The sequence below is a fragment of the Aquamicrobium soli genome, assembly GCF_042646345.1.
GTDB classification, from domain to species: domain Bacteria; phylum Pseudomonadota; class Alphaproteobacteria; order Rhizobiales; family Rhizobiaceae; genus Mesorhizobium; species Mesorhizobium soli_A.
This window is the reverse complement of record NZ_JBHRTK010000010.1, coordinates 1-25,222: the sequence shown is the minus strand read 5'-3', so window position 1 is coordinate 25,222 and position 25,222 is coordinate 1. Positions and strand designations below refer to the sequence as shown.

Genomic DNA, 25,222 nt, shown 5'->3' with positions numbered 1-25,222 from the left:
GCGGCGCGGCCCGTTCCGGGGGCTCTTTCGCGTTCCCGCCGATCCGTGCTTAATCGGGCGATGGCGTTTTCGATCAGGCAGTTGCAGTTCTTCGTCGCGGTGGCCGAGCAGGGCACCGTGTCGGGCGCCGCGCAACACCTGTCGATCTCGCAATCCTCGGTCACCGAGGCGATCCGGGAACTCGAGCGCGATCTCGGCGTGGAGTTGTTCGAGCGCCATTCGCGCGGCCTCAACATCACCCACAAGGGCCACCAGTTCCTGCGCCACGCCACCAAGATACTGGCCAATGTGTCGGACGCCCGCCGCGCCTTTTCCGGCGAGCAGACCGTCGTCGGCGGCCGCCTGCAACTGGGCGTCACCTCGCTGGTCGCCGGCTATGTGCTGTCCGATCTCCTGGCGCGCTACCGCCGCGCCTATCCGGGCGTGGAAGTGTCGGCCATCGAGGACAATGGCGATTATCTCGAACACCTCCTGGTCGGCGGCAAGCTCGACATCGCCGTCATGGTCACCTCCAACCTGCGCGACCGCATGGCGCTGCAATCGGAAATCCTCGAAGTATCGGCCTACCGGCTGTGGCTGCCGCTCAGCCACCGCCTCGCCTCGACCGAGATCATCGGCATCAGCGACCTTGCCGGCGAGCCGCTGATCATGCTGACGGTGGACGAGATCGAGGAAAGCGCCGGGCCGCTGCTGGCCGCGATCGGTGCCAAGCCCAACGTCGCCTTCCGCACGCGCTCGGTGGAGGCGGTGCGCAGCCTCGTCGCCACCGGCGCCGGCGTCGCGCTGCTGCCCGACCTCGTCTATCGCCCCTGGTCGCTGGAAGGCGACCGCATCGAAAGCCGCGACATTTCCGGCGCCCTGCCTGTGGTGCAGGTGGGCATGGTGTGGCGGCGCGGCTCGACCTTGCCGCAATCGGCGCGCGACTTCATCGGGATCGCCCAGTCGCAGCGCGTGCTGCGCCAGCGGCTGGGGAGCGTTTCCTATCGGTAAAACCGATAGCGACCTTCCCATAAATGAATTTGCGAATGCGAAAAATTTGCGACACCTTTGGCTCAAGGGGGGAGCCGGGAGGGTCGGCCCCTGCCAAACGGGAGGTTCGACATGCAATCGTTTCTGAAATCATGCACGGCTCTTACGATGGCGCTGGCTTTTGTCGGCCAGGCGAGCGCGCAGGAAATGCTCAAGGAGATCGGCAAGGGCGAGGGCGCGCTGTCGATCGTCGCCTGGCCCGGCTACATCGAGCGCGGCGAGACCGACAAGGCCTACGACTGGGTGAGCGATTTCGAGAAGGAGACCGGCTGCAAGGTGACGGTCAAGACCGCGGCCACTTCCGACGAAATGGTGGCGCTGATGAACGAGGGCGGCTTCGACCTCGTCACCGCCTCCGGCGACGCCTCGCTGCGGCTGGTCGCCGGCAAGCGCGTGCAGCCGGTCAATGTCGACCTCATCCCGAGCTGGAAGACGGTGGACGAGCGCCTGCAGAACGCGCCCTGGTACACCGTCAAGGGCGTTCATTACGGCGTGCCCTACCAGTGGGGGCCGAACGTGCTGATGTACAACACCAACATCTTCAAGGAAGCGCCGAAGAGCTGGAACGTGGTGTTCGAGGAGCAGACCTTGTCCGACGGCAAGTCGAACAAGGGCCGGGTGCAGGCTTATGACGGCCCGATCTATATCGCCGACGCCGCCAACTACCTGATGGCGCACAAGCCGGAACTCGGCATCAAGGACCCGTACGAGCTGAACGAGGACCAGTACAAGGCCGCGCTCGACCTGCTGCGCTTCCAGCGCACGCTGGTCGGCCGCTACTGGCACGACGCCGCGATCCAGGTCGACGATTTCCAGAACGAGGGCGTGGTCGCCTCCTCGTCGTGGCCGTTCCAGGTCAACACGCTGGTTGCCGCCAAGCAGCCGATTGCCTCGACCATTCCGGAAGAGGGCGCGACCGGCTGGTCGGACACCACCATGCTGCACGCCGAGGCGGCGCACCCCAACTGCGCCTATATGTGGATGGAGCATTCGCTGAAGCCGAAGGTGCAGGGCGATCTCGCCGCCTGGTTCGGCTCGGTGCCGGTGGTGCCCGCCGCCTGCAAGGGCAACGAACTGCTGACCGACGAAGGCTGCGCCACCAACGGTTTCGACAATTTCGACAAGATCAAGTTCTGGAAGACGCCGGTTTCCCAGTGCGCCACCCAGAACGACCAGTGCGTGCCCTACTACCGCTGGGTGTCCGATTATATCGGCGTGATCGGCGGCCGCTAGGCGACAAGCCTCCCAGGCTCGTGCCGCCCCTCACCCCTACCCTCTCCCCATGAAACGGGGAGAGGGGGAACCGGCGTCGAAGCTGTCTTCCTCTCCCCGCCTCTTGCGGGGAGAGGTGCCCGGCAGGGCGGTGAGGGGCAGCGCTGACTTTCGAGAGTGAACCCATGACCTCAGCTGTTTCTTTCCGACAAGTCTCGCGCCATTTCGGCAGCGTGCGCGCCGTTGATGCGGTCGACCTCGATGTCGGGGCCGGCGAGTTCTTCGCCATGCTGGGGCCGTCCGGCTCCGGCAAGACGACATGCCTGCGGCTGATCGCCGGTTTCGAGCAGCCGACGTCCGGCTCGATCTCCATCTTCGGCGAGCGGGCCGAAGGCGTTCCGCCCTATCGGCGCAACGTCAACACCGTGTTCCAGGACTATGCGCTGTTTCCGCACCTCAACATCCTCGACAACGTCGCCTATGGGCTGATGGTCAAGGGAATTGGCAAGACCGAGCGCTACAAGGCGGCCGAGGAGGCCTTGGCGCTGGTGCAACTGCCCGGCTACGGCGCACGCCGGCCCGGCCAGTTGTCGGGCGGCCAGCGCCAGCGCGTCGCGCTCGCCCGCGCGCTGGTCAACCAGCCGAGGGTGCTGTTGCTCGACGAGCCGCTCGGCGCGCTCGACCTCAAGCTGCGCGAGAACATGCAGGAAGAGTTGAAGGCGTTGCAGAAGGCGCTCGGCATCACCTTCGTCTTCGTCACCCACGACCAGGGTGAAGCCCTGTCCATGGCCGACCGCGTGGCCGTCTTCAACGACGGCAGGATCATGCAGGTGGGCACGCCGGAAGAAATCTACCAGCGCCCCGCCACCCGTTTCGTCGCCGACTTCGTCGGCTCTTCCAACGTCCTGCCGCCGGACTTCGTGCAGCGATGGTCGGGCCAGCATCGCTGGGCAAGCCTGCGGCCGGAAGCGATCCGCGTCGGCCGCAAGGTCGCCGGCGAGGGCGTGCCGGCACGGCTCGTTTCCACCAACTACCTCGGCGCGACCACGAAGCTGCTGCTCGAAGCCGAAGGCTTGCGCCTGCATGCCACGGTCCCCGCCGGTGCGGCCCTGCCGGAGGCCGGCGAGGAGGTGACGCTGACCTTCAACCGCGAGCAGCTGCACCTGATGGAGGAAGGGGCGTGATGACGGCCGTTTCCGCTCCCGTCATCGATGTCCGGAGGGCCATCCTGCCGCCTTCGGGCGGCGTGCGCGGGGTGCTGTCGGACGCCTTCTGGCGCAAGCCGACGCTGCTGCTGCTCATCATGCTTTTGCCGCCGGTGCTGTGGCTCGGCATCGTCTATATCGGCTCGCTGATCGCGCTCCTGGCGCAGAGCTTCTTTTCGATCGACGAGTTTTCGGGCCTCATCAACCACGAACTGACGCTGAAGACCTATGGCGACCTGCTCCAGCCCGCCAATGTCGACATCATCATCCGCACCGTGGTGATGGCGGCCTGCGTGACGCTCGCCTCTATCGTGGTGGCCTTCCCGATCGCCTATTACGCGGCGCGCTATGCGCGCGGCCGCTGGAAGGCGCTGTTTTATCTCGGCGTCATGCTGCCGCTGTGGTCGAGCTACCTGGTCAAGATCTACGCCTGGAAGCTCATTCTCGCCAAGGAAGGTATCCTGAACTGGCTCTTGGCCAAGCTGCATCTTTTGTGGGTGCTCGACGCCTGGCTGTCGCTGCCCTATGTCGGCGGCAATTCGCTGTCGGTCTCCTTCACCGGCACCTTCATCGTCTTCGTCTATGTCTGGCTGCCGTTCATGATCCTGCCGATGCAGGCGGCGCTGGAGCGCGTGCCCGCCAATCTGGTCGAGGCGTCTTCCGACCTCGGCGCCTCGCCGCGCCAGACGTTCCGCAACGTGATCTTCCCGCTGGCGCTGCCCGGCATCGTCGCCGGCTCGATCTTCACCTTCTCGCTGACGCTCGGCGACTACATCGTGCCGCAGATCGTCGGCACCTCACGCCTGTTCATCGGCCAAGCCGTCTATGCCCAGCAGGGCACCGCCGGCAACATCCCGCTTGCCGCCGCCTTCACGGTCGTGCCGATCGTCATCATGGGCTTTTATCTGTGGGGTGCGAAGAAACTGGGGGCGTTCGATGCGCTCTGACCGCTCCCAGCGCACGCCGCTCGGCCTCAAGATAGCCGCCGCCTGCGGCCTGCTATTCCTGCACCTGCCGATCCTGCTGATCTTCGTCTACGCCTTCACCACCGAGGAGCGCAGCTACCAGTGGCCGCCGCCGGGGCTGACCACGCAGTGGTTTGCCGTCACCTGGAACCGCCCCGACGTGTGGGAGGCGCTGTCGCTGTCGGTGCGCGTCGCCTGCATTTCCACCGTCATCGCGCTGGTGCTGGGCACGCTGTGCGCGGCGGCCGTGTCGCGCACCAAATTCTTCGGCCGCGAGACGATCTCGCTGCTCGTCATCCTGCCGATCGCGCTGCCCGGCATCATCACCGGCATCGCCCTGCGCTCGGCCTTCTCGCTGGCCGACATTCCGTTCTCGTTCTGGACGATCGTGCTCGGCCACGCCACCTTCTGCGTGGTGGTGGTCTACAACAACGCCGTTGCCCGCTTCCGCCGCACTTCGGGCTCGATGATCGAGGCGTCGATGGATCTCGGCGCCGACGGGCTGCAAACCTTCCGCTACGTGGTGCTGCCCAACATCGCGACGGCGCTGCTGGCCGGCGGCATGCTCGCCTTCGCGCTGTCCTTCGACGAGGTCATCGTCACCACCTTTACCGCCGGCCAGCAGCAGACGCTGCCGATCTGGATGCTGGAGGAACTGATCCGTCCGCGCCAGCGCCCGGTCACCAACGTCGTGGCCATGGTGGTGGTGCTGGTCACCCTGCTGCCGATCCTTCTTGCCTACTACCTGACCCGCGACGGCGACCAGATCGCCGGATCGGGCAAATAAGGGAGATTCTCATGGACACCCAGATGCTGATCGGCTCGAAATTCGAAGCGGGCACCGAGGCCGAGGAAGCGGTCCTCAATCCCAAGACCGGGGAAGCCATCCTCGACCTGCCCGAGGCCTCGCCGGCGCAGATCGATGCCGCCGTCGCCGCGGCCGAAAAGGCGTTCGCCACCTGGTCGCGCACCACGCCGGCCGAGCGCTCGGGCTATCTGCTGAAGATCGCCGACCGCATCGAGGCGGAGGCGCAAGGCTTCGCCGCGCTGGAGGCGTTGAACTGCGGCAAGCCGATCAACGCGGTGCTGAACGACGAGATTCCGGCCATCGTCGATTGCTGGCGCTTCTTCGCCGGCGCGGTGCGCACCCTGCCGGGGCAGGTGGCCGGCGAATACCTGCCCGGCCACACCTCGATGATCCGCCGCGATCCGATCGGCATCGTCGCTTCGATCGCGCCGTGGAACTACCCGCTGATGATGATGGCCTGGAAGCTGGCGCCGGCCATCGCCGGCGGCAACACGGTCGTCTTCAAGCCGTCCGAGCAGACGCCGCTGACGGCGCTGAAACTGGCGAAAATCTTCGGCGAGGTCCTGCCGGAAGGCGTCGTCAACGTGGTGCTGGGCCGTGGCGAGAGCGTCGGCAGCCCGCTCATCAACCATCCGCGCGTCAACATGATCTCGATCACCGGCGACGTCGCCACCGGCAAGAAGGTGTTGCAGGCGGCGGCGAAATCGGTGAAGCGCACGCATCTGGAACTGGGCGGCAAGGCTCCTGTCATCGTCTTCGACGATGCGGACATGGAAGCGGTAGTGAACGGCCTGCGCGCCTTTGGCTACTACAATGCCGGGCAGGACTGCACCGCCGCCTGCCGCATCTACGCCGGCAAGAAGGTGTATGACCGGCTGGTCGCCGACCTGACGTCGGCGGTCTCGACCATCCGCTACAACCTCCCCGACGATACCGAGAACGAGATCGGCCCGCTGATTTCGCGCCGCCAGCGCGACCGCGTCGCCAGCTTCGTCGAGCGCGCCTCGGAACTGAAGCACATCGAGATCACCACCGGCGGCAAGCCAGGCGAGGGCTCGGGCTTCTTCTACCAGCCGACCGTCGTCGCCGGCGCCTTGCAGGAAGACGAGATCGTGCGCCGCGAGGTCTTCGGCCCGGTCGTTTCGGTCACGCGCTTCTCGGATGCCGACGAGGCGGTCAACTGGGCCAACGACAGCGACTACGGGCTGGCCTCGTCCGTCTGGACGAAGGACATTTCGCGCGCCATGGCCACGGCCGCGCGCCTGCAATATGGCTGCACCTGGATCAACACGCATTTCATGCTGACCAATGAAATGCCGCATGGCGGGTTGAAGCAGTCCGGCTACGGCAAGGACATGTCGCTCTACGCGCTGGAGGACTACACCGCCGTCCGCCACGTCATGATCGCGCACGGCTAGCGTCGCCGCGCGCTGCGGGAAAATGCTGGCCGGTTTCCCCGGCCGGGCCTGCCCGAGCCTTCAAAGCGCCCGGTAATTACCTATATGCAAGGCCTGTCGCGATGGGTCTTGCGGTGCGCTGCAAGACTTGGTTGAGTGCTGCGACAGCCAAACGCAGGAGCGAATCATGGCCAAGGGTGCGATGAAGCCGGGCAAGGAGCCTCGCAAACCCAAGAAGGACGCGAAGAAGCCGGCACCGGCGACTCCGGCGTTCAAGGCTCCTCCTGTGCAGGCGACGCGGCTGAAGGAAAAATAGGCCAGAGCGTTTCCGGGGAAATCGTGAAACGGTTTTGCTGGAAATGCGACTAACCAGTGAGATAGAGCGGTTTTGCTGTTCCATAGTAAAACCAGAGCCGCTCCAGCCTGCCGGCAAGGACGACCTTGCCGTTCCCGTAAAATCCGGCCGGGACGACCCGCCCACTTGATGGAGTCTTCAAATGGCGTGGACGTACCTGTTTTTTGCCGGCCTGTTCGAGGTCGGTTGGGCGATAGGCCTGAAATACACCGAGGGCTTTTCGCGCCTGATGCCGACGGTTTTCACCGCCCTGTCGATGCTCGTCAGCGTGATCCTGCTCGGCCTGGCGCTGAAGACGCTGCCGGTCGGTACCGGCTACGCGGTATGGACGGGCATCGGCACCGTCGGCACAGCGCTGCTCGGTATCTGGCTTCTGGGCGAACCCGCGACAGCCGCCCGCTTGGGCTGCATTGCCTTGATCGTTTGCGGCATTATCGGGCTCAAGCTGGCGGCCTGACAAGCACGACGCACGAAAAAAGCCGGGCGACCCTGCGGTCGTTCCGGCTTTTTGTTCAGGGCTGGGGCAGGGGCCATTCCAGCCGTATGTTCTTGGCTCGCGCTTCGGCGAAGAACGTTCGTGGCCTTAGCGGGCCGTAAAGCCGGGCGGCGCCCTGCCGACGCGCTGCTTGCGCGCGGCGTAGCGCGCATCGCGCTTGGCCTTGCGGGCCGCTTCGTCGGCCAGGAGGCGGGCGATGCGCTCGTTCTCTTCGGCTTCCTTGCGCTTGGCCTCGGCCTGCGCGATCTCTTCGGCAGCGAGGCGCGCCGCCTCTTCGGCTGCTTCGCGTGCGGCGCGTTCGGCCGCTTCGCGTGCCAGCCGCTCCTGCTTCAGCTTTGCCTTCTCGGCTTCGCGTATTGCACGGGCCTCCAGAATGGCCTGGCGTTCCGCCTTACGTGCCAGCACCGCCGGATCGTCGTCTGCCGGTCTTGCCTTGAAACGCTCCAGAAGTGCCTTCTTCGCCTCGTTCGCGGCATTGCGCCGCTCGAAAATGTCTTTTTCCCTATAGATAGCCAAGTCTAGTTCCCTGTAGTCGATCTGCGACGCTTACATACGCCCGGAAACCGGGATTTCAAGCGTCAAAACCGCATAACTGGCATGAAATCTGCTAGTGTTGCGGCAATAAGACATCGCCCGCCCGCCTGAGCGCGACCAGGCGTTGTTTTCAGTCGTCGCGCTCGACGACCCGCAGCCGAAGCTGGCCGGTCTTGGAATCCACCGAATGCTTGTCCGGCTTTGCCGCCGCGCCGGCCGCGCTGTCGGGAGCGTCCGGCAGGCCGAACTCCAGCGCCTCGATCTTCTCGCCGCGCCGGGTCACCTTGGCGGTCGAGATCAGGATGTCGTCGATGTCCTTGGTGGCCTGGCCGAAATGGGTTTGCAGCTTGCGCACCCGCTCGTCCACGCGCGCCACGTCCTCCATCAGCCGCACCACCTCGCCCTGGATGAGATGCGCCTGCTCGCGCATGCGCGCATCCTTGAGGATCGCCTGGATGACCTGGATGGACAGCATCAAGAGCGACGGCGAGACGATGACGATGCGCGCCCGGTGCGCCCGGTGGACGATCGCCTCGAAATGCTCGTGGATCTCGGCGAACACCGATTCCGACGGCACGAACATGAAGGCGGTGTCCTGCGTCTCGCCCTGGATCAGGTACTTTTCCGAGATGTCGCGGATATGCACTTCCAGGTCCCGGCGAAAGGCCTGCGCGGCCATCTTCTGCGCCTCCGCGCCTTCGGCCGCGCGGATGGCGTTCCATGCTTCCAGCGGGAATTTCGCGTCGATGGCGAGCGCCGGCGCGCCGTTCGGCATGTGGATCAGGCAGTCGGGGCGGTTGCCGTTCGACAGCGTCGTCTGGAACTCGTAGCCGCCCATCGGCAGGCCATCGGCGACGATCGCCTCCATGCGCGCCTGGCCGAAGGCGCCGCGCGTCTGCTTGTTGGACAGGATCGCCTGTAGCTGCACCACCTGGCCGGCCAGCGACTGGATGTTGTTCTGCGCCGTATCGATGACGGCCAGCCGTTCCTGCAGTTTCGCCAGGCTTTCGTGGGTGGACTTCGTCTGCTCGCTCATGGTCTGGCCGAGCCGACCGGTCATGGCGTCGAGCCGCTGGCCGATCGATTGCGTAAGCTCGGCCTGCCGGGCCCCGAACACCTCGGCGATGGCGCCGATGCGGCCCTGCATCTCGGCCTGGGATTGCACGATGGCCGCCATGCGCGCCCCGGCTTCCCGTGCCTGCGCGGCGGCTTCTGCGGCGGCCTGCTCGCGGGCCTTGGCCGACCGCCACAGGGCGGCAACCAATGCGCAAGCCAGAAGCAGGAACAGGACCGCGCCAACCGCCATCGCCTGGCCTAGCGTGATCGTCGTCGCGCCGAGCCGCAGGAAAGGTTCGGACAGGGAGGATGCCGTTTCATTCATGCGGCGAACATAGCCGATTCGCGGCCGCTCACCAGATCAAAAAGGGAACAAACAGCCGGTCGACTGTACTCGGCGCACCGGTATTTCAGTTGCGAAGCGCGACGAAAGATGCCGAACTAGCGCGGGCATAACCGGTTCGGCTTGAGGGAAGCACCATGGAAACGGACATCGTCGTCTATCACATCCCCGTCTGCCCGTTTTCGCAGCGGCTGGAAATCCTGCTGGAACTGAAGGGAAAACGCGACGCGGTCCGCTTCTCGGTGGTCGACATCACCCGGCCGCGCGATCCCGCGCTGCTGGCGCTGTCGCGCGGCACGACGGCACTGCCGATCATGCACACACCACGCGGCATCCTGAAGGAGAGCCTGGTCATCCTGCGCTATCTGGACGAGTTGTTCGCGGAAAAGCCGGTGGCGCGGGCCGACCCCTACGAGCGCGCCGTGGAGGCGATGCTGGTCGCCATGGAAGGCGATTTCACCGGGGCGGGCTATCGCTTCGTGATGAACCAGGACCGGGAAAAGCGCGAAGCCTGCCGCCAGGCGATGATCGCCCAGTACCGCCGGCTCGACGACTTCCTCGAATGGCAGAATCCGGCCGGAACCTGGCTGTTCGACCGGTTCGGGCTGGCCGAGGCCGTGTTCACGCCGATGTTCATGCGCTTCTGGTTCCTGGACTATTACGAGGATTTCGACATTGCCGAACCGGGCCTGGAACGCGTGTGCCGCTGGCGCGATGCCTGCCTGGCGCATCCCGCCGTCCAGCAGGTCTCCAGGGAGGAGATCGTCAAGCTCTACTACGACTATGCCATGGGCGCGGGAAACGGCGCGCTGCTGCCGGGGCGCAAGCTGTCCAGCTTCGCCTTCGATCCGCGCTGGCAGGATCGCCCGTGGCCGCCTCGCGCCAAATACGGTCCCGCCGCCACGGATTCCGAACTCGGGCTGCTGTAGCCAGGGCTGTCATCGAGGGCATGGGGCCGGCGGTGATCAACCGCCTTTGGAAATTCGTTCCTGCACGCTGCGGCTGGTTGACGCTGTTTGTCCGAGGTCTTAGGTGAAGCGCATGTCGATCAAGCCGCTCATCATTCTCCCCGATCCGGTCCTGCGCCAGGTTTCAAAGCCTATCGAGCGGGTCGACGCGCCGTTGCGCAAGCTGGCCGACGACATGCTGGAAACCATGTATGACGCGCCCGGCATCGGTCTTGCCGCGATCCAGATCGGCGAGCCGCTGCGCATACTGGTCATCGACCTCGCCAAGGAGGGCGAGGAGCCGGCGCCTCACGTCTTTATCAACCCCGAAATCCTGGAGAAGGCCGACGCGCGCTCGGTCTACGAGGAAGGCTGCCTGTCGATCCCCGATTACTATGCCGAGGTCGAGCGCCCGGCGACGGTGCGGGTGCGCTATCTCGACCGCGACGGCAAGATGCAGGAGATGGAGGCCGAAGGCCTGATGGCGACCTGCCTGCAGCACGAGATCGACCATCTCGACGGGGTGTTGTTCATCGACCACATTTCCAAGCTCAAGCGCGACATGGTGGTCAAGAAATTCAAGAAACTGGCGCGGGACAAGGTCCCCGGCAGGATGGTCGGCTGACCGGCCATGGCGCTGCGCGTCGTCTTCATGGGCACGCCGGAATTTTCCGTGCCGACGCTGCGCGCCTTAGTCGAGGCCGGGCACGAGATCGCCGCCGTCTATACGCAGCCGCCCCGCGCCGCCGGCCGCCGCGGGCTGGAACTGACGCCTTCTCCGGTGCAGCGCGAGGCCGAGAGGCTCGGCCTCGAGGTCCGTACCCCGGTTTCGCTCAAGGGCGAGGCCGAGCAGGCGGCGTTCCGCGCCCTTGCTGCCGATGTCGCCGTGGTCGTCGCCTACGGCCTGCTGTTGCCGAAGCCCGTACTCGATGCACCGCGCCTCGGCTGCCTTAACGGCCATGCCTCGCTGCTGCCGCGCTGGCGCGGGGCCGCCCCGATCCAGCGCGCCGTCATGGCCGGCGACGCCGAGACCGGCATGGTGGTGATGCGGATGGAGGAGGGCCTGGACACCGGGCCGGTGGCGGCCGTGCAAAGGGTCGCGATAGCGCCCGACATGACCGCTGGCGACCTGCACGATGCCCTGATGACGGCGGGCGCCGAACTGATGACGGCGGCGCTGGCGCGCCTGGAAGCCGGCGAGCTTGCGTTTACGCCGCAGGCGGACGAGGGCGTCACCTACGCTAAAAAGATCGAAAAGGCGGAAACCCGCGTCAATTGGACGCTTCCCGCCGTCACCGTCCATAACCACATTCGCGGCCTGTCGCCGTTTCCCGGCGCGTGGTGCGAAGGGGAAATCGGCGGGCGCAAGGAACGGCTGAAACTGCTGCGCTCGGCGCTTGCCACGGGTTCGGGCGAGCCGGGAAGCATTCTCGACGACCGGCTGACGGTGGCTTGCGCTGCGGGCGCGGTCAGGCTGGTGGAACTGCAACGGGCGGGCGGCAAGGCGGTCAGCGCGTCGGAATTCCTGCGCGGTACACGCATGCAAGAAGGAACGAAACTATCATGAGCATGATGTCGATACGGCCGGCTACGCCGCGCGATCGCGATGCGATCCGGCTCGTGGAGGAACACGCTTTCGGTCAGTCTGCAGAGGCGGGACTGGTCGACGCGCTGGTGACCGATGGCGACGCGATCGTCGAACTGGTCGCCGAGGAAGACGGCCAGGTCATCGGCCACATCCTGTTTTCGCGGCTCTATGTGCACCACGCCGGCAAGGAGTTTGCGGCGGTGGCGCTGGCGCCGCTGGCGGTCGATCCGTCCTTCCACGGCACGGGCATCGGCGGCGCGCTGGTCCGCGAGGCGCATGTGCGCCTGAAGGCAGCCGGCGAGCGGCTTTCCATCGTCCTGGGCGATCCCGCCTATTACGGCCGCTTCGGCTACAGCCATGCGCGTGCCGCCGGCTTCGAAAGCCCCTGGCAGGGCGAGGCCTTGCAGGCGCTGGCATGGGGCGAGGCGCCGGAGACGGGCCGGCTGGTCTACGCCACGGCCTTCGACGCGCTGGCCGCCTGACCCCGTCGCCCCGGCATGCCGCGTTTTCGCCTCGACATCGAATATGACGGCAGCGCCTATGCCGGCTGGCAACGACAGGCCGACCTGCCCACGGTGCAGCAGGCGATAGAGCAGGCGATCGCGAAATTCTGCGGCGACGTCATTTCGCTGCGTGGCGCCGGCCGCACCGACGCCGGCGTCCATGCCACCGGCCAGGTGGCGCATGCCGACCTCGCCAAGGCCTGGACGGGCGACAAGGTACGCGATGCCGTCAACGCGCATCTGCAGATGGCGGGCGAACGGGTTTCGATCCTGAAGGCGACGCCGGTCGCGGAAGATTTCGACGCCCGCTTTTCGGCGCTCGGCCGCCATTATCTTTACCGCATCCTCAACCGGCGCGCGCCGGCGGCGCTCGAGGCCGGCAAGGTCTGGTGGGTGCCGAAGCGGCTCGACGCCGGGGCCATGCACGAAGCCGCCGCCAAGCTGCTCGGCCGGCACGATTTCACCACCTTCCGCTCCACGCAGTGCCAGGCGGCAAGCCCGGTTCGGACGCTCGACCGGCTGGACATCACGCGCGACGGCGACCTCATCGAGGTACGCGCCTCGGCGCGTTCCTTCCTGCACAACCAGGTGCGCTCGATGGTCGGGTCGCTGAAGCGGGTCGGCGACGGCGCCTGGTCGGCCGCCGACCTGCGGGCAGCACTCGATGCGCGCGACCGGGCTGCCTGCGGCCAGGTCGCCCCGCCGGACGGCCTGTTCCTGACGAAGGTCGATTATCCGGACGTATAGGCGTCCTGCGGAATGGTGATGCCGAGCAGTCCCTGCAAGGCAAACAGCACCACCAGCGAACCGGCGAACATGCCGGAGAAGACGGCGGTGGCCACCGCCGGGCCCTTGCCGATGACGGCGTTGGTCATGCGCCAGGTCAGCACCATGGACAGCAGGAAACACGCCACCGATACGAAGCCCGCCACCCCGCTGCCTTCCGGCAGCAGCAGACGGGCCAGGGCGGCCGGCAGCATCAGCCAGGCGATGATGGCCGAAGCCCAGTTGCTGGCCACCACGTAGGCGACGAAACGCCCGCCGATGCCGACGCGCGGAGCGACGAGCGCAAGGCCGGCCAGCGGCAGCACCCAGGCGCCGAAATCGACGGCGGCCAGCCGCACCAGCAGGGAAAGCCGCGTGGAGAAGGCGCCCGGATCACCGATCTCGTTGGCGATGCCGACCCAGCCGACGACGAGCGCGGGAACGGCGACCACCATGGCATAGAAGGAGTTCCAGAAGCCGTCGGCGCTGAGGTCGAGCAGGCGCTGGCCATCGGCCTTGCCCAGCATCAGACGCCAGGCACCGGCCAGCGAAGCCTGCGTTTCATCCGCCGTGACCAGCATCGACCTGTCCTCACGCCTCCCCGAACCAGTCGTCGAGGAAGCGCTCGTAGATTTGGGTCAGGCCTTCGAGGTCGGCAAGGGCCACGCGCTCGTCCACCATGTGCATGGTCTTGCCCACCAGCCCGAACTCGACCACGGGACAATAATCCTTGATGAAACGCGCATCGGAAGTGCCGCCGGAAGTCGACAGCGCCGGGGTCTTTCCGACGACTGCCCGGACCGAGCCGCCCAGCGTCCGGATCAGTTTGTCGTCGCGCGTCAGGAAGACATGGCTCGGGCGCTCGCGCCAGGTGAGTTCATAGTCCACCGCCTCTTTTCGGCCGGCCCGGTATTTCTTGCGGCGCGCGCCCTGGTCGAGGCGGTTGTGGATTTCGGCCTGGATGGTCTCGGCGCTCCAGCTGTCGTTGAAGCGGATGTTGAAGGAAGCCGTCGCCCTGGCCGGGATGACGTTGGTGGCCGGGTTGCCGACATCGACGCTGGTGACTTCGAGGTTGGTCGGCTGGAAGTCCTTCGTGCCCTTGTCGAAGGCCGGAGAGAGCAGCGCGTCGAGCAGCGCCATCAGGCCGCGCACCGGATTGTCCGCCAGATGCGGATAGGCCGCGTGGCCCTGCCGGCCGTTGACGGTGACGATGCCCGACAACGAGCCGCGCCGGCCGATCTTGATCATGTCGCCCAGCGCGTCGGGGTTGGTGGGCTCGCCCACGATCGCGGCATCCCACGTCTCGCCGCGGGCGGCCGCCCAGTCGAGCAGCTTGGTGGTGCCGTTGACGGCGGGGCCTTCCTCGTCGCCGGTGATCAGGAACGAGATCGAGCCCTTCGGCCCCCCCTTCTTCTCGATATGGCGGGCGACGGCGGCGACGAAGCAGGCGATGCCGCCCTTCATGTCGACCGCGCCGCGCCCGTACATTTCGCCATGGGCGACGGTTGCGGAAAACGGCGGGTGCTTCCATGCCGCCTCGTCGCCGACCGGCACCACGTCGGTGTGACCGGCGAACATCAGGTGCGGTCCGTTGCCGGAGCGGCGCGCGTAAAGGTTCTCGATGGAAGGCGTGCCGTCCTCGGAAAAGGTCGGGCGCTCGACGGCGAATCCGAGCGGCACCAGCATCGCCTCCAGGGCGGATAGCGCGCCGCCTTCAGCGGGCGTGACCGAGGGGCAGCGGATAAGCGTGGCGAGGTTTTCGGCAGGATCGGTAGGCAGCATCATGGCCCAACCGATAGTCGAAAGGCGGCGGCCTGTCATCAGCGGACCGATGCGCCAGAAGGTTGGGCCGCCCGGCTACTGCGGCGCGTTGGTCTGCTTGCCGTAGCGGTTGGGCCCGGGGGTGCCGGGAAACAGGCACAAGACGAACAGGGCGACGAACGAAATGATAGGCACGAAGAGCATGCCGGCCGCCCACCCCGCCTTGTCGAAGTCGTGCAGCCGCTTCACCGCCAGCGCGATATTCGACCATAGCGAGGCGAGGAAGGCGATGAGGAACAGCACCGACCACACCTGGCTTTCGGGCGTCCCTTCCTCCACCAGCGTGAAGCGGTAGAGCGGGAAGGCCTGCACGATGGCCACCAGCAGGCCGGCGAGAAAATAGACCAGCCGGCTGACGCGGCCCGATGTCTTGAAGAACAGCCAGATGAGTTGCGGTGTTGCAGGCACGACGATCCGATCCATGGTTTTGGGCGGCGGCCAAGCCCGGTGGGCTCAGCCGGGCTGACAGATGGACGGGTCCCGGCCCGCCGTCAATCCCGCAGCAGTTCGTTGATCGAGGTCTTGGAGCGGGTCTTGGCGTCCACGCGCTTGACGATGACGGCACAATAGAGGCTCGGGCCGGGCTCGCCGCCGGGCAGCGGCTTGCCGGGCATGGAACCCGCCACCACCACCGAATTGGCCGGCACCTCGCCGTAGAATATCTCGCCGGTGGCGCGGTCGACGATCTTCGTCGACTGGCCGATGAAAACGCCCATGCCGAGCACCGAGCCTTCGCGCACGATGCAACCCTCGACCACTTCCGAGCGCGCGCCGATGAAGCAGTTGTCCTCGATGATGGTCGGGCCGGCCTGCATCGGCTCCAGCACGCCGCCGATGCCGACGCCGCCGGACAGGTGCACGTTCTTGCCGATCTGCGCGCAGGAGCCGACCGAAGCCCAGGTGTCCACCATGGTGCCCGAATCGACATAGGCGCCGACATTGACGAAGGACGGCATCAGCACCACGCCCGGCGCCACATAGGCGGAGCGGCGCACGATCGAGGAGGGAACGCTGCGGAAACCCGCCTGCTCGAAATCGACCGCGCCCCAGCCGTCGAATTTCGACGGCACCTTGTCCCACCACACCGCCTGGCCGGGGCCACCGCCGATGATCTCCATGGGGGTGAGCCGGAAGGACAGAAGCACGGCCTTCTTCAGCCACTGGTTGACATGCCACTTGCCGTCGGCCTGCCGCTCGGCGACGCGGGCGGTGCCCTTGTCGAGCAGGGTGAGCGCCGTTTCGATGGCGTCGCGCACTTCGCCGCGCGTGGCGGTGGAAATGCCTTCCCGCTCGTCGAACGCCTTGTCGATGATTTTTTCGAGGCTTTCGAGATCGGGGTTTGCCATGCGCTGATCCATTTCCAAGTGGCAGGCCTTAGGCTAAAGCCTGTTTCAAAACCGCGCGGACCCTATGTTAAGGTCCGGGCCGGGTCAATCAACTCGACGTCGTCGGACGACGCAAGCAGGCAAGAGTCGAGAAAAGTGCATGGACGTTGATGAAAAGTCGGGCTGGACGCCGCTTCCGCATTCGGACGAGGATCTGGAACGGGTCAAAAGCGTGCCGGATACGCCGCAGACGCGTGCCCCGACCTACCGCCTGGCCTGGAACGACGAAGACTTCATGACGCGGCGCGAACTGCGCCCGGTCCGCCTGCAACTGGAACTGCTCAAGCCGGAGATGACCCTGGCCGAGCGCGGCATCCGCTCGACCGTCATCCTGTTCGGCGGCGCCCGCATTCCCGAACCGGGCGGCGACGCCTGGGCGGCCAAGAACGAGACGCAGAAGAAGAACCTCGAGAAAAACAGCAGATATTACGACGAGGCGCGCGAATTTGCCCGCCTGTGCTCGCAGCAATCGGCTTCCTCCTATTTCCGCGAGTTCGTGGTGGTCACGGGCGGCGGCCCGGGTGTCATGGAAGCGGGCAACCGCGGTGCCGACGATGTCGGCGCGCCCTCGATCGGCCTCAACATCGTGTTGCCGCACGAGCAGGCGCCCAACCCTTATGTGACGCCGGAACTGTGCTTCAATTTCCACTACTTTGCCATCCGCAAGATGCATTTCGTCATGCGCGCCAAGGCGGTCGCGGTGTTCCCCGGCGGCTTCGGCACGATGGACGAGTTCTTCGAGACGCTGACGCTGATCCAGACCGGCCGCATGGAGCGCGTGCCGGTGATCCTGTTCGGCAAGGCGTTCTGGCAGCGCGCGCTCGACCTCGATTTTCTCGCCGAGCAGGGAACCATCACCCCCGGTGACCAGGACATCATCGACTATGTCGAGACGGCCGGCGAGGCCTGGGAGATCATCCGCCGCTTCTACAAGCTGTAGGAGCGGCGCTCTTTATCGCGGCTCGCCCGTGGCGCCGGCCGTGATCGCGCCCAGAAAGCCCGCCAGGTCGTCGGTGACGAAGTCCACCGCATCGTCATAGGCGGGGTCGCTCTCCCAGATTTCGGAGAAGGTGGGCTCGAAATTGCGCGGCACCACCAAAACGGTCGTCATGCCGAGCGCCTTCGGCTCGATCAGGTTGCGTGCCAGGTCCTCGAACATCACCGCGTTGGCCCCGGTCACCGCATATTGCTCGGTGAATTTCTCGTAGGTCTGGCGCGCCGGTTTCGGCGTCAGGCCGGCGGCGACGATGTCGAAAATGGCGTCGAAATAATCGAGGATTCCGAGCTGCCGCGCGGCGCGCTCGGCATGGCCGCGGTCGCCGTTGGTGAAGATGAATTTGCGCCCCGGAAGCTGGTGGATGGCGGTGCCGAGCACTGGGTCCGGCACCAGCCAGGAGTAATCGATGTCGTGCACCTTGGCGAGGAAGTCGTCCGGGTCGATGCCGTGCAGCGTCATCAGGCCCTTCAGCGTGGTGCCGTATTTCTGGTAGAGTTCCTTTTGCAGGGCGCGCGCTTCCTCGCGCGGCAGCCTCAGCAGTTCCGACACATAGGCCGTCATCCGCACGTCGACCTGGGAAAACAGGTTCGAGTGGTGCGGATAGAGCGTGTTGTCGAGGTCGAAGACCCAGTCGGTGACATGGGCGAAGCGATCGGGATCGGGAAGCTCGGTCATGCGGCCCTTATGGCATGAAACGCCGGGCAAGACAGGCTGATTCCGCCGCGACCTTTGCGCCGATCAGCATTGCTGGCTGAAAAAGGGGCTGTCTGGAGCGGGTAGCGGGAATCGAACCCGCGCTAGAAGCTTGGGAAGCTCCTGTGATACCATTTCACCATACCCGCGCTGCGAAGCTGTTACCACGAAGCCGGGGCGTCGGGCAATCGTAAAGCAACCGGGTTGAAGCCGCCGCGACAACTACGTATCTGATTTCGACCGAACCGTTTTAGGAGCCACGCCTTGTCCGCACTCAACCGCTTCCTCGGCGACAGCCCCCTGCGGGTGTTCCTGAAGCTGATCGTCGTGTCGTTCCTCGTCGGCATCGTCATGAACGCCTTCGGCTGGTCGCCGCTGGACGTTCTTTACGGCGTCGAGCAGTTCTTCATCGATATCTGGAACCTGGGCTTCCATGCGCTCGACCGGTTCTTCGGCTATCTGCTGCTGGGCGGCGCGATCGTGATCCCGGCCTTTATCCTGCTGCGTCTGGCCAGCTATCGCAAATAGGCCGCCGGCCTGCGCCAGCGCCGATTTTCGGTTGTCCGCGCCGACCGGGATGTTGCGCCGGACCCTCGAACCGGCGCACATCGTCGTTGCGGTAGAAATCGCCTGAGGAAAAAGCCCTGACCCAGTCTTCCATGGCAGGAACGCGCGCTTTCGCGGTCACCAACCGCTCGGTACTGGCGATTGCGGTGCCGATGACGCTTGCCTATCTGACGACGCCCCTGCTCGGGCTGGTCGATACGGCGGTGATCGGCCAGTTCGGCAACGCTGCCCTGCTTGGCGGCCTCGCGGCCGGTGCGCTCGTTTTCGACGTCGTGTTCACCACCTTCAACTTCCTGCGCTCCGGCACCACCGGGCTGGTGGCGCAAGCCTTCGGGCGCGGCGATATCCTGGAGGAACAGGCGGTGTTCTGGCGCGCCGTCATGCTTGCCTGCGTCATAGGCATCGTTCTGGCGGCGCTGGCGCCGCTGATCTCGCTCGGCGGCCAATGGTTCATGGATGCCGAGAGAAGCGTCAACGACGCCATGGACGTCTATATCCGCATCCGCCTGCTCGGCGCGCCGTTCTCGCTCGTCAATTATGCCATCCTCGGCTACGTGCTCGGGCGCGGGGAGGGCCGGCTAGGCCTGTTTCTGCAACTGGTGCTGAACGGCGTCAACATCGGGCTCTCCATCCTGCTCGGCCTAGAACTGGGCTGGGGCGTGTCCGGCGTCGCCTGGGGCACGGTGGGCGGCGAATTCTGCGCCACGCTGGTGGGGCTGGCGATCGTGATCCGCCGCTTCGGCCGGATGCCGCGCCTGCCGCGAGACCATCTCTTGGACCTCGGCGCCTTCCTGCGCATGATGGCGCTCAACCGCGACATCATGATCCGCTCATTCTCGCTGCTTGCGGCCTTTGCGCTGTTCACCCGGCAGGGGGCGCAGTTCGGGACGGTCACGCTGGCGGCCAACGCCGTGCTCATGAACTTCTTCATGGCCTCGGCCTTCTTTCTCGACGGCTTTGCCACGGCAGCCGAGCAACTGGCGGGAAGGGCGGTCGGCGCCAACGCCAAGGCGGCTTTCCGCCGGGCGGTCTCGCTCACCGTGCTGTGGGGTTTCGGGCTCGCGGCCACGGCCACGCTGGTGGTTCTTCTGTTCGGCGACCGTCTGATCGACCTCATCACCACCGCACCGGATGTCCGGGCGATCGCCGCGAGCTACCTGCCATGGGCAGCCTTCACGGCCATCAGCGGCGTCCTTGCCTTCCAGATGGACGGCGTGTTCATCGGCGCAACCTGGTCGCGCGACATGCGCAACATGATGCTCCTGGCGCTGGCAGCTTTCGTGGCGGCCATGACGGTACTGGCGCCGCTCGGCAACCATGGCCTGTGGGCGGCGCTGCACGTCTTTCTGCTGGTGCGCGGTTTCAGCCTTTTCGCGCTTCTGCGCCTGCGGATGCAGACGGCGTTCCGGCTCTAAAGAGGCTTGGCCGCCCAGAGGTACAGGTCGCTGTCGCGCAGGTCGCGGATCGAAGGCAGGCCCTCGCGGCCGACGAAGTCGATCATGCCCGAGACGATGCGCGCCGGCAGGCCCGGCCCGGCATAGATCATGCCGGTGTAGAGCTGGACGAGATCGGCCCCCGCCCGGATCTTGTCGAGCGCGGTTTCGGCCGAATTGACGCCGCCGACACCGATGATAACCGCATCCGGCCCCAGCAGCTTGCGCATCTTGGCGAGGACGATGGTCGAACGCTCGAACAGCGGCTTGCCCGACAGCCCGCCGGCCTCGCCCGAATTGCCGTCGCGCAGCCCTTGCCGCGAGAGCGTGGTGTTGGAGACGATGAGGCCGTCGATCCGCTTTTCGCTGACCTCGGCGGCGATGTCCTCCAGTTCGGATTCGGCAAGGTCCGGCGCGATCTTGAGGAAGATCGGCGGCTTCGCAGCCGCTTCGGCACGGGCGGCGACGACGCGCGACAGCAGTTCGGCCAATTGGTCGCGCGCCTGCATCGAACGCAGGCCGGGCGTGTTGGGCGAGGAGATGTTGACGGTGAGATAGGAGGCAAGGGCGGCGAAGCGGCGAACGCCGAGCTCGTAGTCGTGGGTGCGGTCGGCGCTGTCCTTGTTGGCGCCGATGTTGACGCCGACGATGCCGCCGCGGCTGGTGCGGGCCGCAAGGCCGCGCTCGGCGGCCTCATGGCCCTCGTTGTTGAAGCCGAGCCGGTTGATCACCGCCTCGTCCCCGGTGAGGCGGAAGATGCGCGGCCGGGGATTGCCGGGCTGCGCCAGCGGCGTCACCGTGCCGACCTCGGCAAAGCCGAAGCCGAGGCCAAGAAGGGCGTCCGGCACTTCCGCGTTCTTGTCGTAGCCGGCTGCCATGCCGAGCGGGTTGGGAAAGTCGAGCCCGCACAGCTGCACCTTCAGGCGCTTGTCGGTACGCGGAGCGACAGCCGGGACGAGGCCGCTTTTCAGCGCCTTGATCGACAGGCCGTGGGCGACCTCGGGATCGAGGCAGAACAGGAATTTCTGGCCGAGCCGGTCGAATACGCTCATTGGCTGTCCATTTCAGGAAAGATATGCACGCCGTCCGCACCGAGCGGCAGCGGCTGGACCGAAGTCACCGCATCGAGTTCGAGCGGGCCGTAGAGGTGCGGGAACAGCGCGCCGCCGCGCGAGACCTCGTATTTCAGCGCCTCGCCCAGCCTGCCGGCGTCGACGCCGATCAGAAGCAGGTCCGCCTGTCCGGCAAAATGCTTCCCTGCCGTCTCGCGCGCCTGCGCGGCGGTGGAGAAATGGATGAAGCCGTCGGCAAGGTCGACTGGCGCGCCGGTAAAGCGGCCGTTTTGCTCGGCTTCGCGCCAAAGTTCCTGCGGGCAGATCTTGTAGATGGTTCGTGCCATGGCTGCGCTATAGTCCCAATAGAGGGCGGGTAAAAGGCCAAGGCCGTGTTCGTCCCCATTTCAGGCGCAAACATGCGATAAGGGAAGCATGACGGCTGATGGAGGAAACCATGCGCTTCAAGCATATCGCTGTTCCCGCCCTGCTTGCCTGCCTCGCGACGACATCGGCCTCGGCCGAGGACACCGGCCGCTACCGGCTGGAGAAAACCCCGGACGGCTATGTCCGCATGGACACCCAGACCGGCGCGATGTCGAAATGCCGGGACATGGACGGGCAGCTTGTCTGCCGCATGGCGGCGGACGAACGCACGGCATTCCAGGACGAGGTCGACCGGTTGCAGGTGTCGGTCAGCGCGCTCAACCAGCGCGTGGACAGGCTGGAGAACTCGCTTTCGGCACGGCTGGAATCGAAGCTTCCGTCCGAGGAAGAGTTCAACAAGACCATGGGCTACATGGAGCGCTTCTTCCGCGGCTTCATGGATATCGTGCGGGACATGAACAAGGACGAGCCCGACACGGCCAAGCCCCTGCCGCAACGGACGTGACCTGACGCCGGTCAGGTCGTCCGGATCCATTTCGCCAGCCGGTGCGCGGCCTCCTCGACCTGGTCGAGGCGGCGATGGAAGCACAGCCTGAAACAGGCTTCGCCGCCGGGGCCGAAGGCGGTTCCGGGCGCCAGCCCGACATTGGCGTGGTCGACGATGTCGAAGGCGGCCGCGCGCGAATCGCTGATCCTGTCGACCGAGAAGAACAGGTAGAACGCCCCGGGCGGCGCGGAGAAGCGCGCCCGCCCGGTATCGGCGAGGGTCGCACACAGAAGGTCGCGCGCCTTCCTCGCACGCTCCACCTGCTCGGCGATGAAGCCGTCGCCCTGGTCGAGGGCGGCGACGGCACCGCGCTGCATGAACTGGGCGACGCCCGAGGTGGAATACTGGATCAGGTTCTCGAATACTTGCTGCAGCGAGGGGTGGACCTTCATCCAGCCGACCCGCCAGCCGGTCATCGCCCAGTTCTTCGAAAAGCTGTTGACGAACAGGATGCGGTCGTCGTCCTGCGCGATGTCGAGGAAGGACGGCGCCCGGCCGTGGCCGTAGTGGAAGAGCGAGTAGATCTCGTCGGCGATGATCCACAGCCCCTTGCTGCGCGCCAGGTCGAGGATCGCCTGCAGCGTCTGCCGGTCGGCGGTCCAGCCGGTCGGATTGGACGGCGTGTTGACGAAGATCGCCCGTGTCCGCTCGGTGACGGCCGCACTGATCTTGTCGACGTCGCAGGACCAGCCGTTGTCCGAATGATCGAGCACGACCGGCACCGCCCTAGCGCCGGCGACCTCGGCGGCGGCGGCGAAATTGGGCCAGGCCGGCGACAGGTAGACGACTTCCTCGCCCTTGCCGGCGAGGGCGGCCAGCGCCAGCTGGATGGCGTGCATGCCGGAGCCGGTGACGATGAACTCCTCCTCGCGGAACTGCCTGCCGAAATGCCGCTGGTAGTAGCGCGAGAGCGCCTGCCGCAGTTCCGTAATGCCCTTTTGCCGGGTGTAGAAGGTCTCGCCGCCGGCAAGGGCGGCCGTCGCGGCATCGGTGATGAAGGAAGGCGTCGGCATGTCGCCTTCGCCGACCCAGAGCGGGATCAGCCCTTTTCGGTCGCGGCCATGATTGGCCAGTTCGACGATGCCGCTCTCGGGGGCCGCCCGTGCTTCGGTCCGCAGGGTCTCGATCAGGTTCATGGAAGGTCCATTTCTACGGTCGGCCGCGTTTGTCGGGCCGGAAACGAAAATCCCCGGCCGAAACCGGCCGGGGATTTCGGTTGATATATCGGCGGTTTCTACTTTTTCGCAAGCAGGTCGCGGATTTCGGTGAGCAGCGCCACGTCGGCGGGCGGCGGCGCGGCGGCCGGCGCCGGCTTCTCGCTCTCGAGGCGCCTGCGGATGTTGTTCACGCCCTTGACCATCAGGAAGATGATCCAGGCCAGGATGAGGAAGTTCAGCACCACGGTGATGAAGCTGCCATAGGCGAACACGGCGCCTTGCTGTTTTGCCGCCTCGAGCGACGGCGCGGTGACGGCGGAAGACAGGCCGATGAAATAGTTGTTGAAGTCGAGGCCGCCGAAAATGGCGCCCACGATCGGCATGATGATGTCGTTGACCAGCGAATCGACGATCTTGCCGAAGGCCGCGCCGATAATGACGCCGACCGCCAGGTCCATGACGTTGCCCTTGGAAATGAATTCCTGAAATTCTTTCAGCATCAGCCTCTCCTTGTCGTGGCCGGTTGCGAAGCCGCTTGATTCCCCGTGCGGAACGCGCGGACCATAACAAAAACTTGAGGTTGCATCATGCGGAAAATAAATGCGCCTCCGCCTTGTCCCGTGCTGCTTTCGTAGGAGGGAGGCACCATGGGCAGGCCTGCGGAAAACTGGCTCCCGCAAGGCGTTTGGTCAGCGAACTTGACCCAATTGTCCCCTTTGGACTACTAACTGGGCAGGCAAGGCTCCTCCAAAAACGGATTCTGACCCGCGCGCCGGACAAGGCGTCCTTCGCGCTCAGGGCGGGGCTTGGCGGTTTGGTTCGACGGCACGCGGCGAAAGACTGTTCGCCGGCACGACGAGGAACGGTTCATGCAGCACAGTTCGGCAATCGAGGCGGTTGCGGGCGAGGCGGTCGCGGGCGAGACGCCGCGCTTCCCGATTCCGGCCAATGTCCACGCCGAAACCGTGGTGTCGGTCAGGCACTACACCGACCGGCTGTTTTCCTTCCGCATCACGCGGCCGCAGTCGCTGCGCTTCCGCTCCGGCGAGTTCGTGATGATCGGCCTGCCCAACGCGGAAAAGCCGGTCTACCGCGCCTATTCCGTCGCCAGCCCGAACTGGGACGACGAACTGGAATTCTTCTCGATCAAGGTACCGGACGGGCCGCTGACCTCGCATCTGCAGAAGATCGCGCCGGGCGACACCGTGCTGGTGCGCCCCAAGCCGACCGGCACACTGGTGCTCGACGCGCTGACACCGGCGCGCCGCCTGTTCATGATCTCCACCGGCACCGGCATCGCGCCCTTTGCCAGCGTCCTGCGCGATCCCGACACCTACGAGAAATTCGAGCGCGTGGTGCTGACCCACACCTGCCGCGACAGCGCCGAACTGCTCTATGGCCAGGAACTGGTCGCGGCCCTGAAGGACGATCCGCTGATCGGCGAGATGACCGAGGGCCGGGTCACGCTCTACAATTCGACCACGCGCGAGCAGACGGAGCGCATGGGCCGCATCACCGCGCTCATCGGATCCGGCAGGTTCTACGCCGATCTAGGCATCGAAAAGCTCGATCCCGAGACCGACCGCATCATGATCTGCGGCTCGATGCACATGCTCAAGGACGTGAAGGAACTGGCCGAAAGCCTCGGCTTCGAGGAAGGGTCGCTCGCGAACCCGGCAAGCTACGTGGTCGAGCGCGCCTTCGTCGGCTGATCGCATAGTCTGAAATTTTGCGAGGGCCGCGGGCTGTGGCGGTTTTCGCCGCTTGCCTTTGCGCGGTCTTTACGTACGGTGCGCCGCACCTGGAGCGGTTCTGGTTTCCACGGAATCAGGAGAACCGCTCCATCTCTTTGGTTTAGCCGCATTTCCGGACGGAGAACCGTTTCACACTTTTGCGGGAAATGCTCTGGGAGGACTCTGATGAAACTGTTGCGTTTTGGCGAGCCGGGGTCGGAGAAGCCCGGCCTTCTCGATGCGGACG

29 protein-coding genes and 1 tRNA gene are annotated in these 25,222 nt (G+C 65.7%); 18 read left to right on the top strand and 12 right to left on the bottom strand.

Going from position 1 to position 25,222, the window contains the following annotated elements:
• The first annotated feature begins 60 nt into the window (after positions 1-60).
• The 8 genes from ACFOHJ_RS08010 (at position 61) to sugE (ending at position 7,428) form a co-directional block, all read left to right on the top strand.
• Positions 61-990: a LysR substrate-binding domain-containing protein gene (locus tag ACFOHJ_RS08010; protein WP_378219967.1), complete on the top strand. Its 930-nt coding sequence runs from the start codon at positions 61-63 to the stop codon at positions 988-990.
• A gap of 111 nt (positions 991-1,101) precedes the next feature.
• Positions 1,102-2,262, top strand: a complete 1,161-nt coding sequence (locus tag ACFOHJ_RS08005; protein ID WP_378219966.1) for an ABC transporter substrate-binding protein — start codon at positions 1,102-1,104, stop codon at positions 2,260-2,262.
• 164 nt (positions 2,263-2,426) lie between these two features.
• On the top strand, positions 2,427-3,425 hold the full coding sequence (locus ACFOHJ_RS08000; RefSeq protein WP_378219965.1) for an ABC transporter ATP-binding protein: 999 nt from the start codon (positions 2,427-2,429) through the stop codon (positions 3,423-3,425).
• Positions 3,425-4,393: an ABC transporter permease gene (locus tag ACFOHJ_RS07995; RefSeq protein WP_378219964.1), complete on the top strand. Its 969-nt coding sequence runs from the start codon at positions 3,425-3,427 to the stop codon at positions 4,391-4,393. The genes ACFOHJ_RS08000 and ACFOHJ_RS07995 overlap by 1 nt, the downstream gene beginning before the upstream one ends.
• The gene (locus ACFOHJ_RS07990; protein WP_378219963.1) at positions 4,383-5,198 is read left to right on the top strand and encodes an ABC transporter permease; all 816 of its coding nucleotides are present in this window, start codon (positions 4,383-4,385) and stop codon (positions 5,196-5,198) included. Before ACFOHJ_RS07995 ends, ACFOHJ_RS07990 begins: the two co-directional genes overlap by 11 nt.
• Positions 5,199-5,209: 11 nt before the next feature.
• Positions 5,210-6,637 carry a gamma-aminobutyraldehyde dehydrogenase gene (locus ACFOHJ_RS07985; protein ID WP_378219962.1) on the top strand — a complete coding sequence of 476 codons (1,428 nt, stop codon included), beginning with the start codon at positions 5,210-5,212 and terminating at the stop codon, positions 6,635-6,637.
• A 166-nt stretch (positions 6,638-6,803) separates the two neighbouring features.
• Positions 6,804-6,932, top strand: coding sequence for a hypothetical protein (locus ACFOHJ_RS07980; RefSeq protein ID WP_378219961.1), 129 nt, complete (start codon positions 6,804-6,806; stop codon positions 6,930-6,932).
• A 181-nt stretch (positions 6,933-7,113) separates the two neighbouring features.
• Positions 7,114-7,428 (top strand): quaternary ammonium compound efflux SMR transporter SugE, encoded by a 315-nt coding sequence (gene sugE / locus ACFOHJ_RS07975; RefSeq protein WP_378219960.1) that lies wholly within the window; start codon positions 7,114-7,116, stop codon positions 7,426-7,428.
• A 126-nt stretch (positions 7,429-7,554) separates the two neighbouring features.
• Here sugE and ACFOHJ_RS07970 read toward each other — a convergent pair whose 3' ends face one another.
• Entirely contained in the window at positions 7,555-7,983 is a 429-nt protein-coding gene (locus ACFOHJ_RS07970) for a DUF6481 family protein (RefSeq protein ID WP_378219959.1), read from the bottom strand.
• A gap of 148 nt (positions 7,984-8,131) precedes the next feature.
• Complete coding sequence (locus ACFOHJ_RS07965) at positions 8,132-9,382, bottom strand: DNA recombination protein RmuC (RefSeq protein ID WP_378219958.1); 1,251 nt, start codon at positions 9,380-9,382, stop codon at positions 8,132-8,134.
• 155 nt (positions 9,383-9,537) lie between these two features.
• Here ACFOHJ_RS07965 and ACFOHJ_RS07960 point away from each other — a divergent pair, with 155 nt between their 5' ends.
• The 5 genes from ACFOHJ_RS07960 to truA all read left to right on the top strand — a co-directional run bounded on the left by ACFOHJ_RS07960 (position 9,538) and on the right by truA (position 13,185).
• The gene (locus ACFOHJ_RS07960; RefSeq protein ID WP_378219957.1) at positions 9,538-10,329 is read left to right on the top strand and encodes a glutathione S-transferase family protein; all 792 of its coding nucleotides are present in this window, start codon (positions 9,538-9,540) and stop codon (positions 10,327-10,329) included.
• A gap of 112 nt (positions 10,330-10,441) precedes the next feature.
• Positions 10,442-10,972 carry a peptide deformylase gene (def, locus tag ACFOHJ_RS07955; RefSeq protein WP_378219956.1) on the top strand — a complete coding sequence of 177 codons (531 nt, stop codon included), beginning with the start codon at positions 10,442-10,444 and terminating at the stop codon, positions 10,970-10,972.
• Between the two features lie 6 nt (positions 10,973-10,978).
• Positions 10,979-11,914: a methionyl-tRNA formyltransferase gene (gene fmt / locus ACFOHJ_RS07950; protein WP_378219955.1), complete on the top strand. Its 936-nt coding sequence runs from the start codon at positions 10,979-10,981 to the stop codon at positions 11,912-11,914.
• Positions 11,911-12,417 (top strand): GNAT family N-acetyltransferase, encoded by a 507-nt coding sequence (locus ACFOHJ_RS07945; RefSeq protein ID WP_378219954.1) that lies wholly within the window; start codon positions 11,911-11,913, stop codon positions 12,415-12,417. The genes fmt and ACFOHJ_RS07945 overlap by 4 nt, the downstream gene beginning before the upstream one ends.
• Positions 12,418-12,432: 15 nt before the next feature.
• Positions 12,433-13,185: a tRNA pseudouridine(38-40) synthase TruA gene (gene truA, locus ACFOHJ_RS07940; protein ID WP_378219953.1), complete on the top strand. Its 753-nt coding sequence runs from the start codon at positions 12,433-12,435 to the stop codon at positions 13,183-13,185.
• Here the strand turns inward: truA and ACFOHJ_RS07935 are convergent.
• The 4 genes from ACFOHJ_RS07935 to dapD all read right to left on the bottom strand — a co-directional run bounded on the left by ACFOHJ_RS07935 (position 13,170) and on the right by dapD (position 16,370).
• Positions 13,170-13,781 carry a transporter gene (locus tag ACFOHJ_RS07935; protein WP_378220222.1) on the bottom strand — a complete coding sequence of 204 codons (612 nt, stop codon included), beginning with the start codon at positions 13,779-13,781 and terminating at the stop codon, positions 13,170-13,172. The genes truA and ACFOHJ_RS07935 overlap by 16 nt on opposite strands.
• A gap of 13 nt (positions 13,782-13,794) precedes the next feature.
• Positions 13,795-14,988, bottom strand: a complete 1,194-nt coding sequence (dapE, locus tag ACFOHJ_RS07930) for a succinyl-diaminopimelate desuccinylase (RefSeq protein ID WP_378219952.1) — start codon at positions 14,986-14,988, stop codon at positions 13,795-13,797.
• 72 nt (positions 14,989-15,060) lie between these two features.
• Entirely contained in the window at positions 15,061-15,447 is a 387-nt protein-coding gene (locus tag ACFOHJ_RS07925) for a DUF805 domain-containing protein (protein WP_378219951.1), read from the bottom strand.
• A gap of 68 nt (positions 15,448-15,515) precedes the next feature.
• Positions 15,516-16,370 (bottom strand): 2,3,4,5-tetrahydropyridine-2,6-dicarboxylate N-succinyltransferase, encoded by an 855-nt coding sequence (gene dapD / locus ACFOHJ_RS07920; RefSeq protein ID WP_378219950.1) that lies wholly within the window; start codon positions 16,368-16,370, stop codon positions 15,516-15,518.
• A gap of 139 nt (positions 16,371-16,509) precedes the next feature.
• Between dapD and ACFOHJ_RS07915 the strand changes: the two genes are divergently transcribed.
• Positions 16,510-17,349 (top strand): LOG family protein, encoded by an 840-nt coding sequence (locus tag ACFOHJ_RS07915; RefSeq protein ID WP_378219949.1) that lies wholly within the window; start codon positions 16,510-16,512, stop codon positions 17,347-17,349.
• Positions 17,350-17,361: 12 nt separating this feature from the next.
• Here the strand turns inward: ACFOHJ_RS07915 and ACFOHJ_RS07910 are convergent, their stop codons facing one another.
• Together ACFOHJ_RS07910 and ACFOHJ_RS07905 are read right to left on the bottom strand one after the other, a co-directional pair.
• Positions 17,362-18,081, bottom strand: a complete 720-nt coding sequence (locus tag ACFOHJ_RS07910) for a pyrimidine 5'-nucleotidase (protein ID WP_378219948.1) — start codon at positions 18,079-18,081, stop codon at positions 17,362-17,364.
• A 93-nt stretch (positions 18,082-18,174) separates the two neighbouring features.
• A tRNA-Gly gene (locus ACFOHJ_RS07905) sits at positions 18,175-18,248 on the bottom strand.
• Between the two features lie 115 nt (positions 18,249-18,363).
• Between ACFOHJ_RS07905 and ACFOHJ_RS07900 the strand changes: the two genes are divergently transcribed.
• Together ACFOHJ_RS07900 and ACFOHJ_RS07895 are read left to right on the top strand one after the other, a co-directional pair.
• Positions 18,364-18,627 (top strand): DUF6460 domain-containing protein, encoded by a 264-nt coding sequence (locus ACFOHJ_RS07900; RefSeq protein ID WP_378219947.1) that lies wholly within the window; start codon positions 18,364-18,366, stop codon positions 18,625-18,627.
• Positions 18,628-18,758: 131 nt separating this feature from the next.
• Positions 18,759-20,081 (top strand): MATE family efflux transporter, encoded by a 1,323-nt coding sequence (locus tag ACFOHJ_RS07895; RefSeq protein ID WP_378219946.1) that lies wholly within the window; start codon positions 18,759-18,761, stop codon positions 20,079-20,081.
• Here ACFOHJ_RS07895 and ACFOHJ_RS07890 read toward each other — a convergent pair.
• A complete protein-coding gene (locus ACFOHJ_RS07890) occupies positions 20,078-21,151 on the bottom strand; it encodes a quinone-dependent dihydroorotate dehydrogenase (RefSeq protein ID WP_378219945.1) in 1,074 nt (357 codons plus the stop codon). The genes ACFOHJ_RS07895 and ACFOHJ_RS07890 overlap by 4 nt on opposite strands.
• Positions 21,148-21,498, bottom strand: coding sequence for a DUF952 domain-containing protein (locus ACFOHJ_RS07885; RefSeq protein ID WP_378219944.1), 351 nt, complete (start codon positions 21,496-21,498; stop codon positions 21,148-21,150). Before ACFOHJ_RS07885 ends, ACFOHJ_RS07890 begins: the two co-directional genes overlap by 4 nt.
• A 110-nt stretch (positions 21,499-21,608) precedes the next feature.
• On the opposite strand from ACFOHJ_RS07885, the gene ACFOHJ_RS07880 reads away from it, so the two are divergent.
• On the top strand, positions 21,609-22,043 hold the full coding sequence (locus ACFOHJ_RS07880) for a hypothetical protein (protein WP_378219943.1): 435 nt from the start codon (positions 21,609-21,611) through the stop codon (positions 22,041-22,043).
• Between the two features lie 11 nt (positions 22,044-22,054).
• Here the strand turns inward: ACFOHJ_RS07880 and ACFOHJ_RS07875 are convergent, their stop codons facing one another.
• Both ACFOHJ_RS07875 and mscL read right to left on the bottom strand, forming a co-directional pair.
• A complete protein-coding gene (locus tag ACFOHJ_RS07875; protein WP_378219942.1) occupies positions 22,055-23,221 on the bottom strand; it encodes a pyridoxal phosphate-dependent aminotransferase in 1,167 nt (388 codons plus the stop codon).
• A 98-nt stretch (positions 23,222-23,319) separates the two neighbouring features.
• Positions 23,320-23,742, bottom strand: a complete 423-nt coding sequence (gene mscL, locus ACFOHJ_RS07870; protein ID WP_378219941.1) for a large conductance mechanosensitive channel protein MscL — start codon at positions 23,740-23,742, stop codon at positions 23,320-23,322.
• A 369-nt stretch (positions 23,743-24,111) separates the two neighbouring features.
• On the opposite strand from mscL, the gene ACFOHJ_RS07865 reads away from it, so the two are divergent.
• Positions 24,112-24,954 carry a ferredoxin--NADP reductase gene (locus ACFOHJ_RS07865; RefSeq protein ID WP_378219940.1) on the top strand — a complete coding sequence of 281 codons (843 nt, stop codon included), beginning with the start codon at positions 24,112-24,114 and terminating at the stop codon, positions 24,952-24,954.
• The last annotated feature ends 268 nt before the right edge of the window (positions 24,955-25,222 follow it).

What these genes read in the sequence shown, in the direction of transcription:
- ACFOHJ_RS07895 (WP_378219946.1), top strand. Translation starts at nt 18,759, where the DNA reads ATGGCAGGAACGCGCGCTTTCGCGGTCACCAACCGCTCGGTACTGGCG.
- ACFOHJ_RS07880 (WP_378219943.1), top strand. Translation starts at nt 21,609, where the DNA reads ATGCGCTTCAAGCATATCGCTGTTCCCGCCCTGCTTGCCTGCCTCGCG.
- fmt (WP_378219955.1), top strand. Translation starts at nt 10,979, where the DNA reads ATGGCGCTGCGCGTCGTCTTCATGGGCACGCCGGAATTTTCCGTGCCG.
- ACFOHJ_RS07985 (WP_378219962.1), top strand. Translation starts at nt 5,210, where the DNA reads ATGGACACCCAGATGCTGATCGGCTCGAAATTCGAAGCGGGCACCGAG.
- ACFOHJ_RS07965 (WP_378219958.1), bottom strand. Translation starts at nt 9,382, where the DNA reads ATGAATGAAACGGCATCCTCCCTGTCCGAACCTTTCCTGCGGCTCGGC.
- ACFOHJ_RS07995 (WP_378219964.1), top strand. Translation starts at nt 3,425, where the DNA reads ATGACGGCCGTTTCCGCTCCCGTCATCGATGTCCGGAGGGCCATCCTG.
- ACFOHJ_RS07925 (WP_378219951.1), bottom strand. Translation starts at nt 15,447, where the DNA reads ATGGATCGGATCGTCGTGCCTGCAACACCGCAACTCATCTGGCTGTTC.
- ACFOHJ_RS08010 (WP_378219967.1), top strand. Translation starts at nt 61, where the DNA reads ATGGCGTTTTCGATCAGGCAGTTGCAGTTCTTCGTCGCGGTGGCCGAG.
- ACFOHJ_RS07990 (WP_378219963.1), top strand. Translation starts at nt 4,383, where the DNA reads ATGCGCTCTGACCGCTCCCAGCGCACGCCGCTCGGCCTCAAGATAGCC.
- mscL (WP_378219941.1), bottom strand. Translation starts at nt 23,742, where the DNA reads ATGCTGAAAGAATTTCAGGAATTCATTTCCAAGGGCAACGTCATGGAC.
- ACFOHJ_RS07945 (WP_378219954.1), top strand. Translation starts at nt 11,911, where the DNA reads ATGAGCATGATGTCGATACGGCCGGCTACGCCGCGCGATCGCGATGCG.
- ACFOHJ_RS07865 (WP_378219940.1), top strand. Translation starts at nt 24,112, where the DNA reads ATGCAGCACAGTTCGGCAATCGAGGCGGTTGCGGGCGAGGCGGTCGCG.
- ACFOHJ_RS07875 (WP_378219942.1), bottom strand. Translation starts at nt 23,221, where the DNA reads ATGAACCTGATCGAGACCCTGCGGACCGAAGCACGGGCGGCCCCCGAG.
- ACFOHJ_RS07915 (WP_378219949.1), top strand. Translation starts at nt 16,510, where the DNA reads ATGGACGTTGATGAAAAGTCGGGCTGGACGCCGCTTCCGCATTCGGAC.
- def (WP_378219956.1), top strand. Translation starts at nt 10,442, where the DNA reads ATGTCGATCAAGCCGCTCATCATTCTCCCCGATCCGGTCCTGCGCCAG.
- ACFOHJ_RS07910 (WP_378219948.1), bottom strand. Translation starts at nt 18,081, where the DNA reads ATGACCGAGCTTCCCGATCCCGATCGCTTCGCCCATGTCACCGACTGG.
- dapE (WP_378219952.1), bottom strand. Translation starts at nt 14,988, where the DNA reads ATGATGCTGCCTACCGATCCTGCCGAAAACCTCGCCACGCTTATCCGC.
- ACFOHJ_RS08000 (WP_378219965.1), top strand. Translation starts at nt 2,427, where the DNA reads ATGACCTCAGCTGTTTCTTTCCGACAAGTCTCGCGCCATTTCGGCAGC.
- ACFOHJ_RS07890 (WP_378219945.1), bottom strand. Translation starts at nt 21,151, where the DNA reads ATGAGCGTATTCGACCGGCTCGGCCAGAAATTCCTGTTCTGCCTCGAT.
- truA (WP_378219953.1), top strand. Translation starts at nt 12,433, where the DNA reads ATGCCGCGTTTTCGCCTCGACATCGAATATGACGGCAGCGCCTATGCC.
- sugE (WP_378219960.1), top strand. Translation starts at nt 7,114, where the DNA reads ATGGCGTGGACGTACCTGTTTTTTGCCGGCCTGTTCGAGGTCGGTTGG.
- dapD (WP_378219950.1), bottom strand. Translation starts at nt 16,370, where the DNA reads ATGGCAAACCCCGATCTCGAAAGCCTCGAAAAAATCATCGACAAGGCG.
- ACFOHJ_RS07980 (WP_378219961.1), top strand. Translation starts at nt 6,804, where the DNA reads ATGGCCAAGGGTGCGATGAAGCCGGGCAAGGAGCCTCGCAAACCCAAG.
- ACFOHJ_RS08005 (WP_378219966.1), top strand. Translation starts at nt 1,102, where the DNA reads ATGCAATCGTTTCTGAAATCATGCACGGCTCTTACGATGGCGCTGGCT.
- ACFOHJ_RS07960 (WP_378219957.1), top strand. Translation starts at nt 9,538, where the DNA reads ATGGAAACGGACATCGTCGTCTATCACATCCCCGTCTGCCCGTTTTCG.
- ACFOHJ_RS07885 (WP_378219944.1), bottom strand. Translation starts at nt 21,498, where the DNA reads ATGGCACGAACCATCTACAAGATCTGCCCGCAGGAACTTTGGCGCGAA.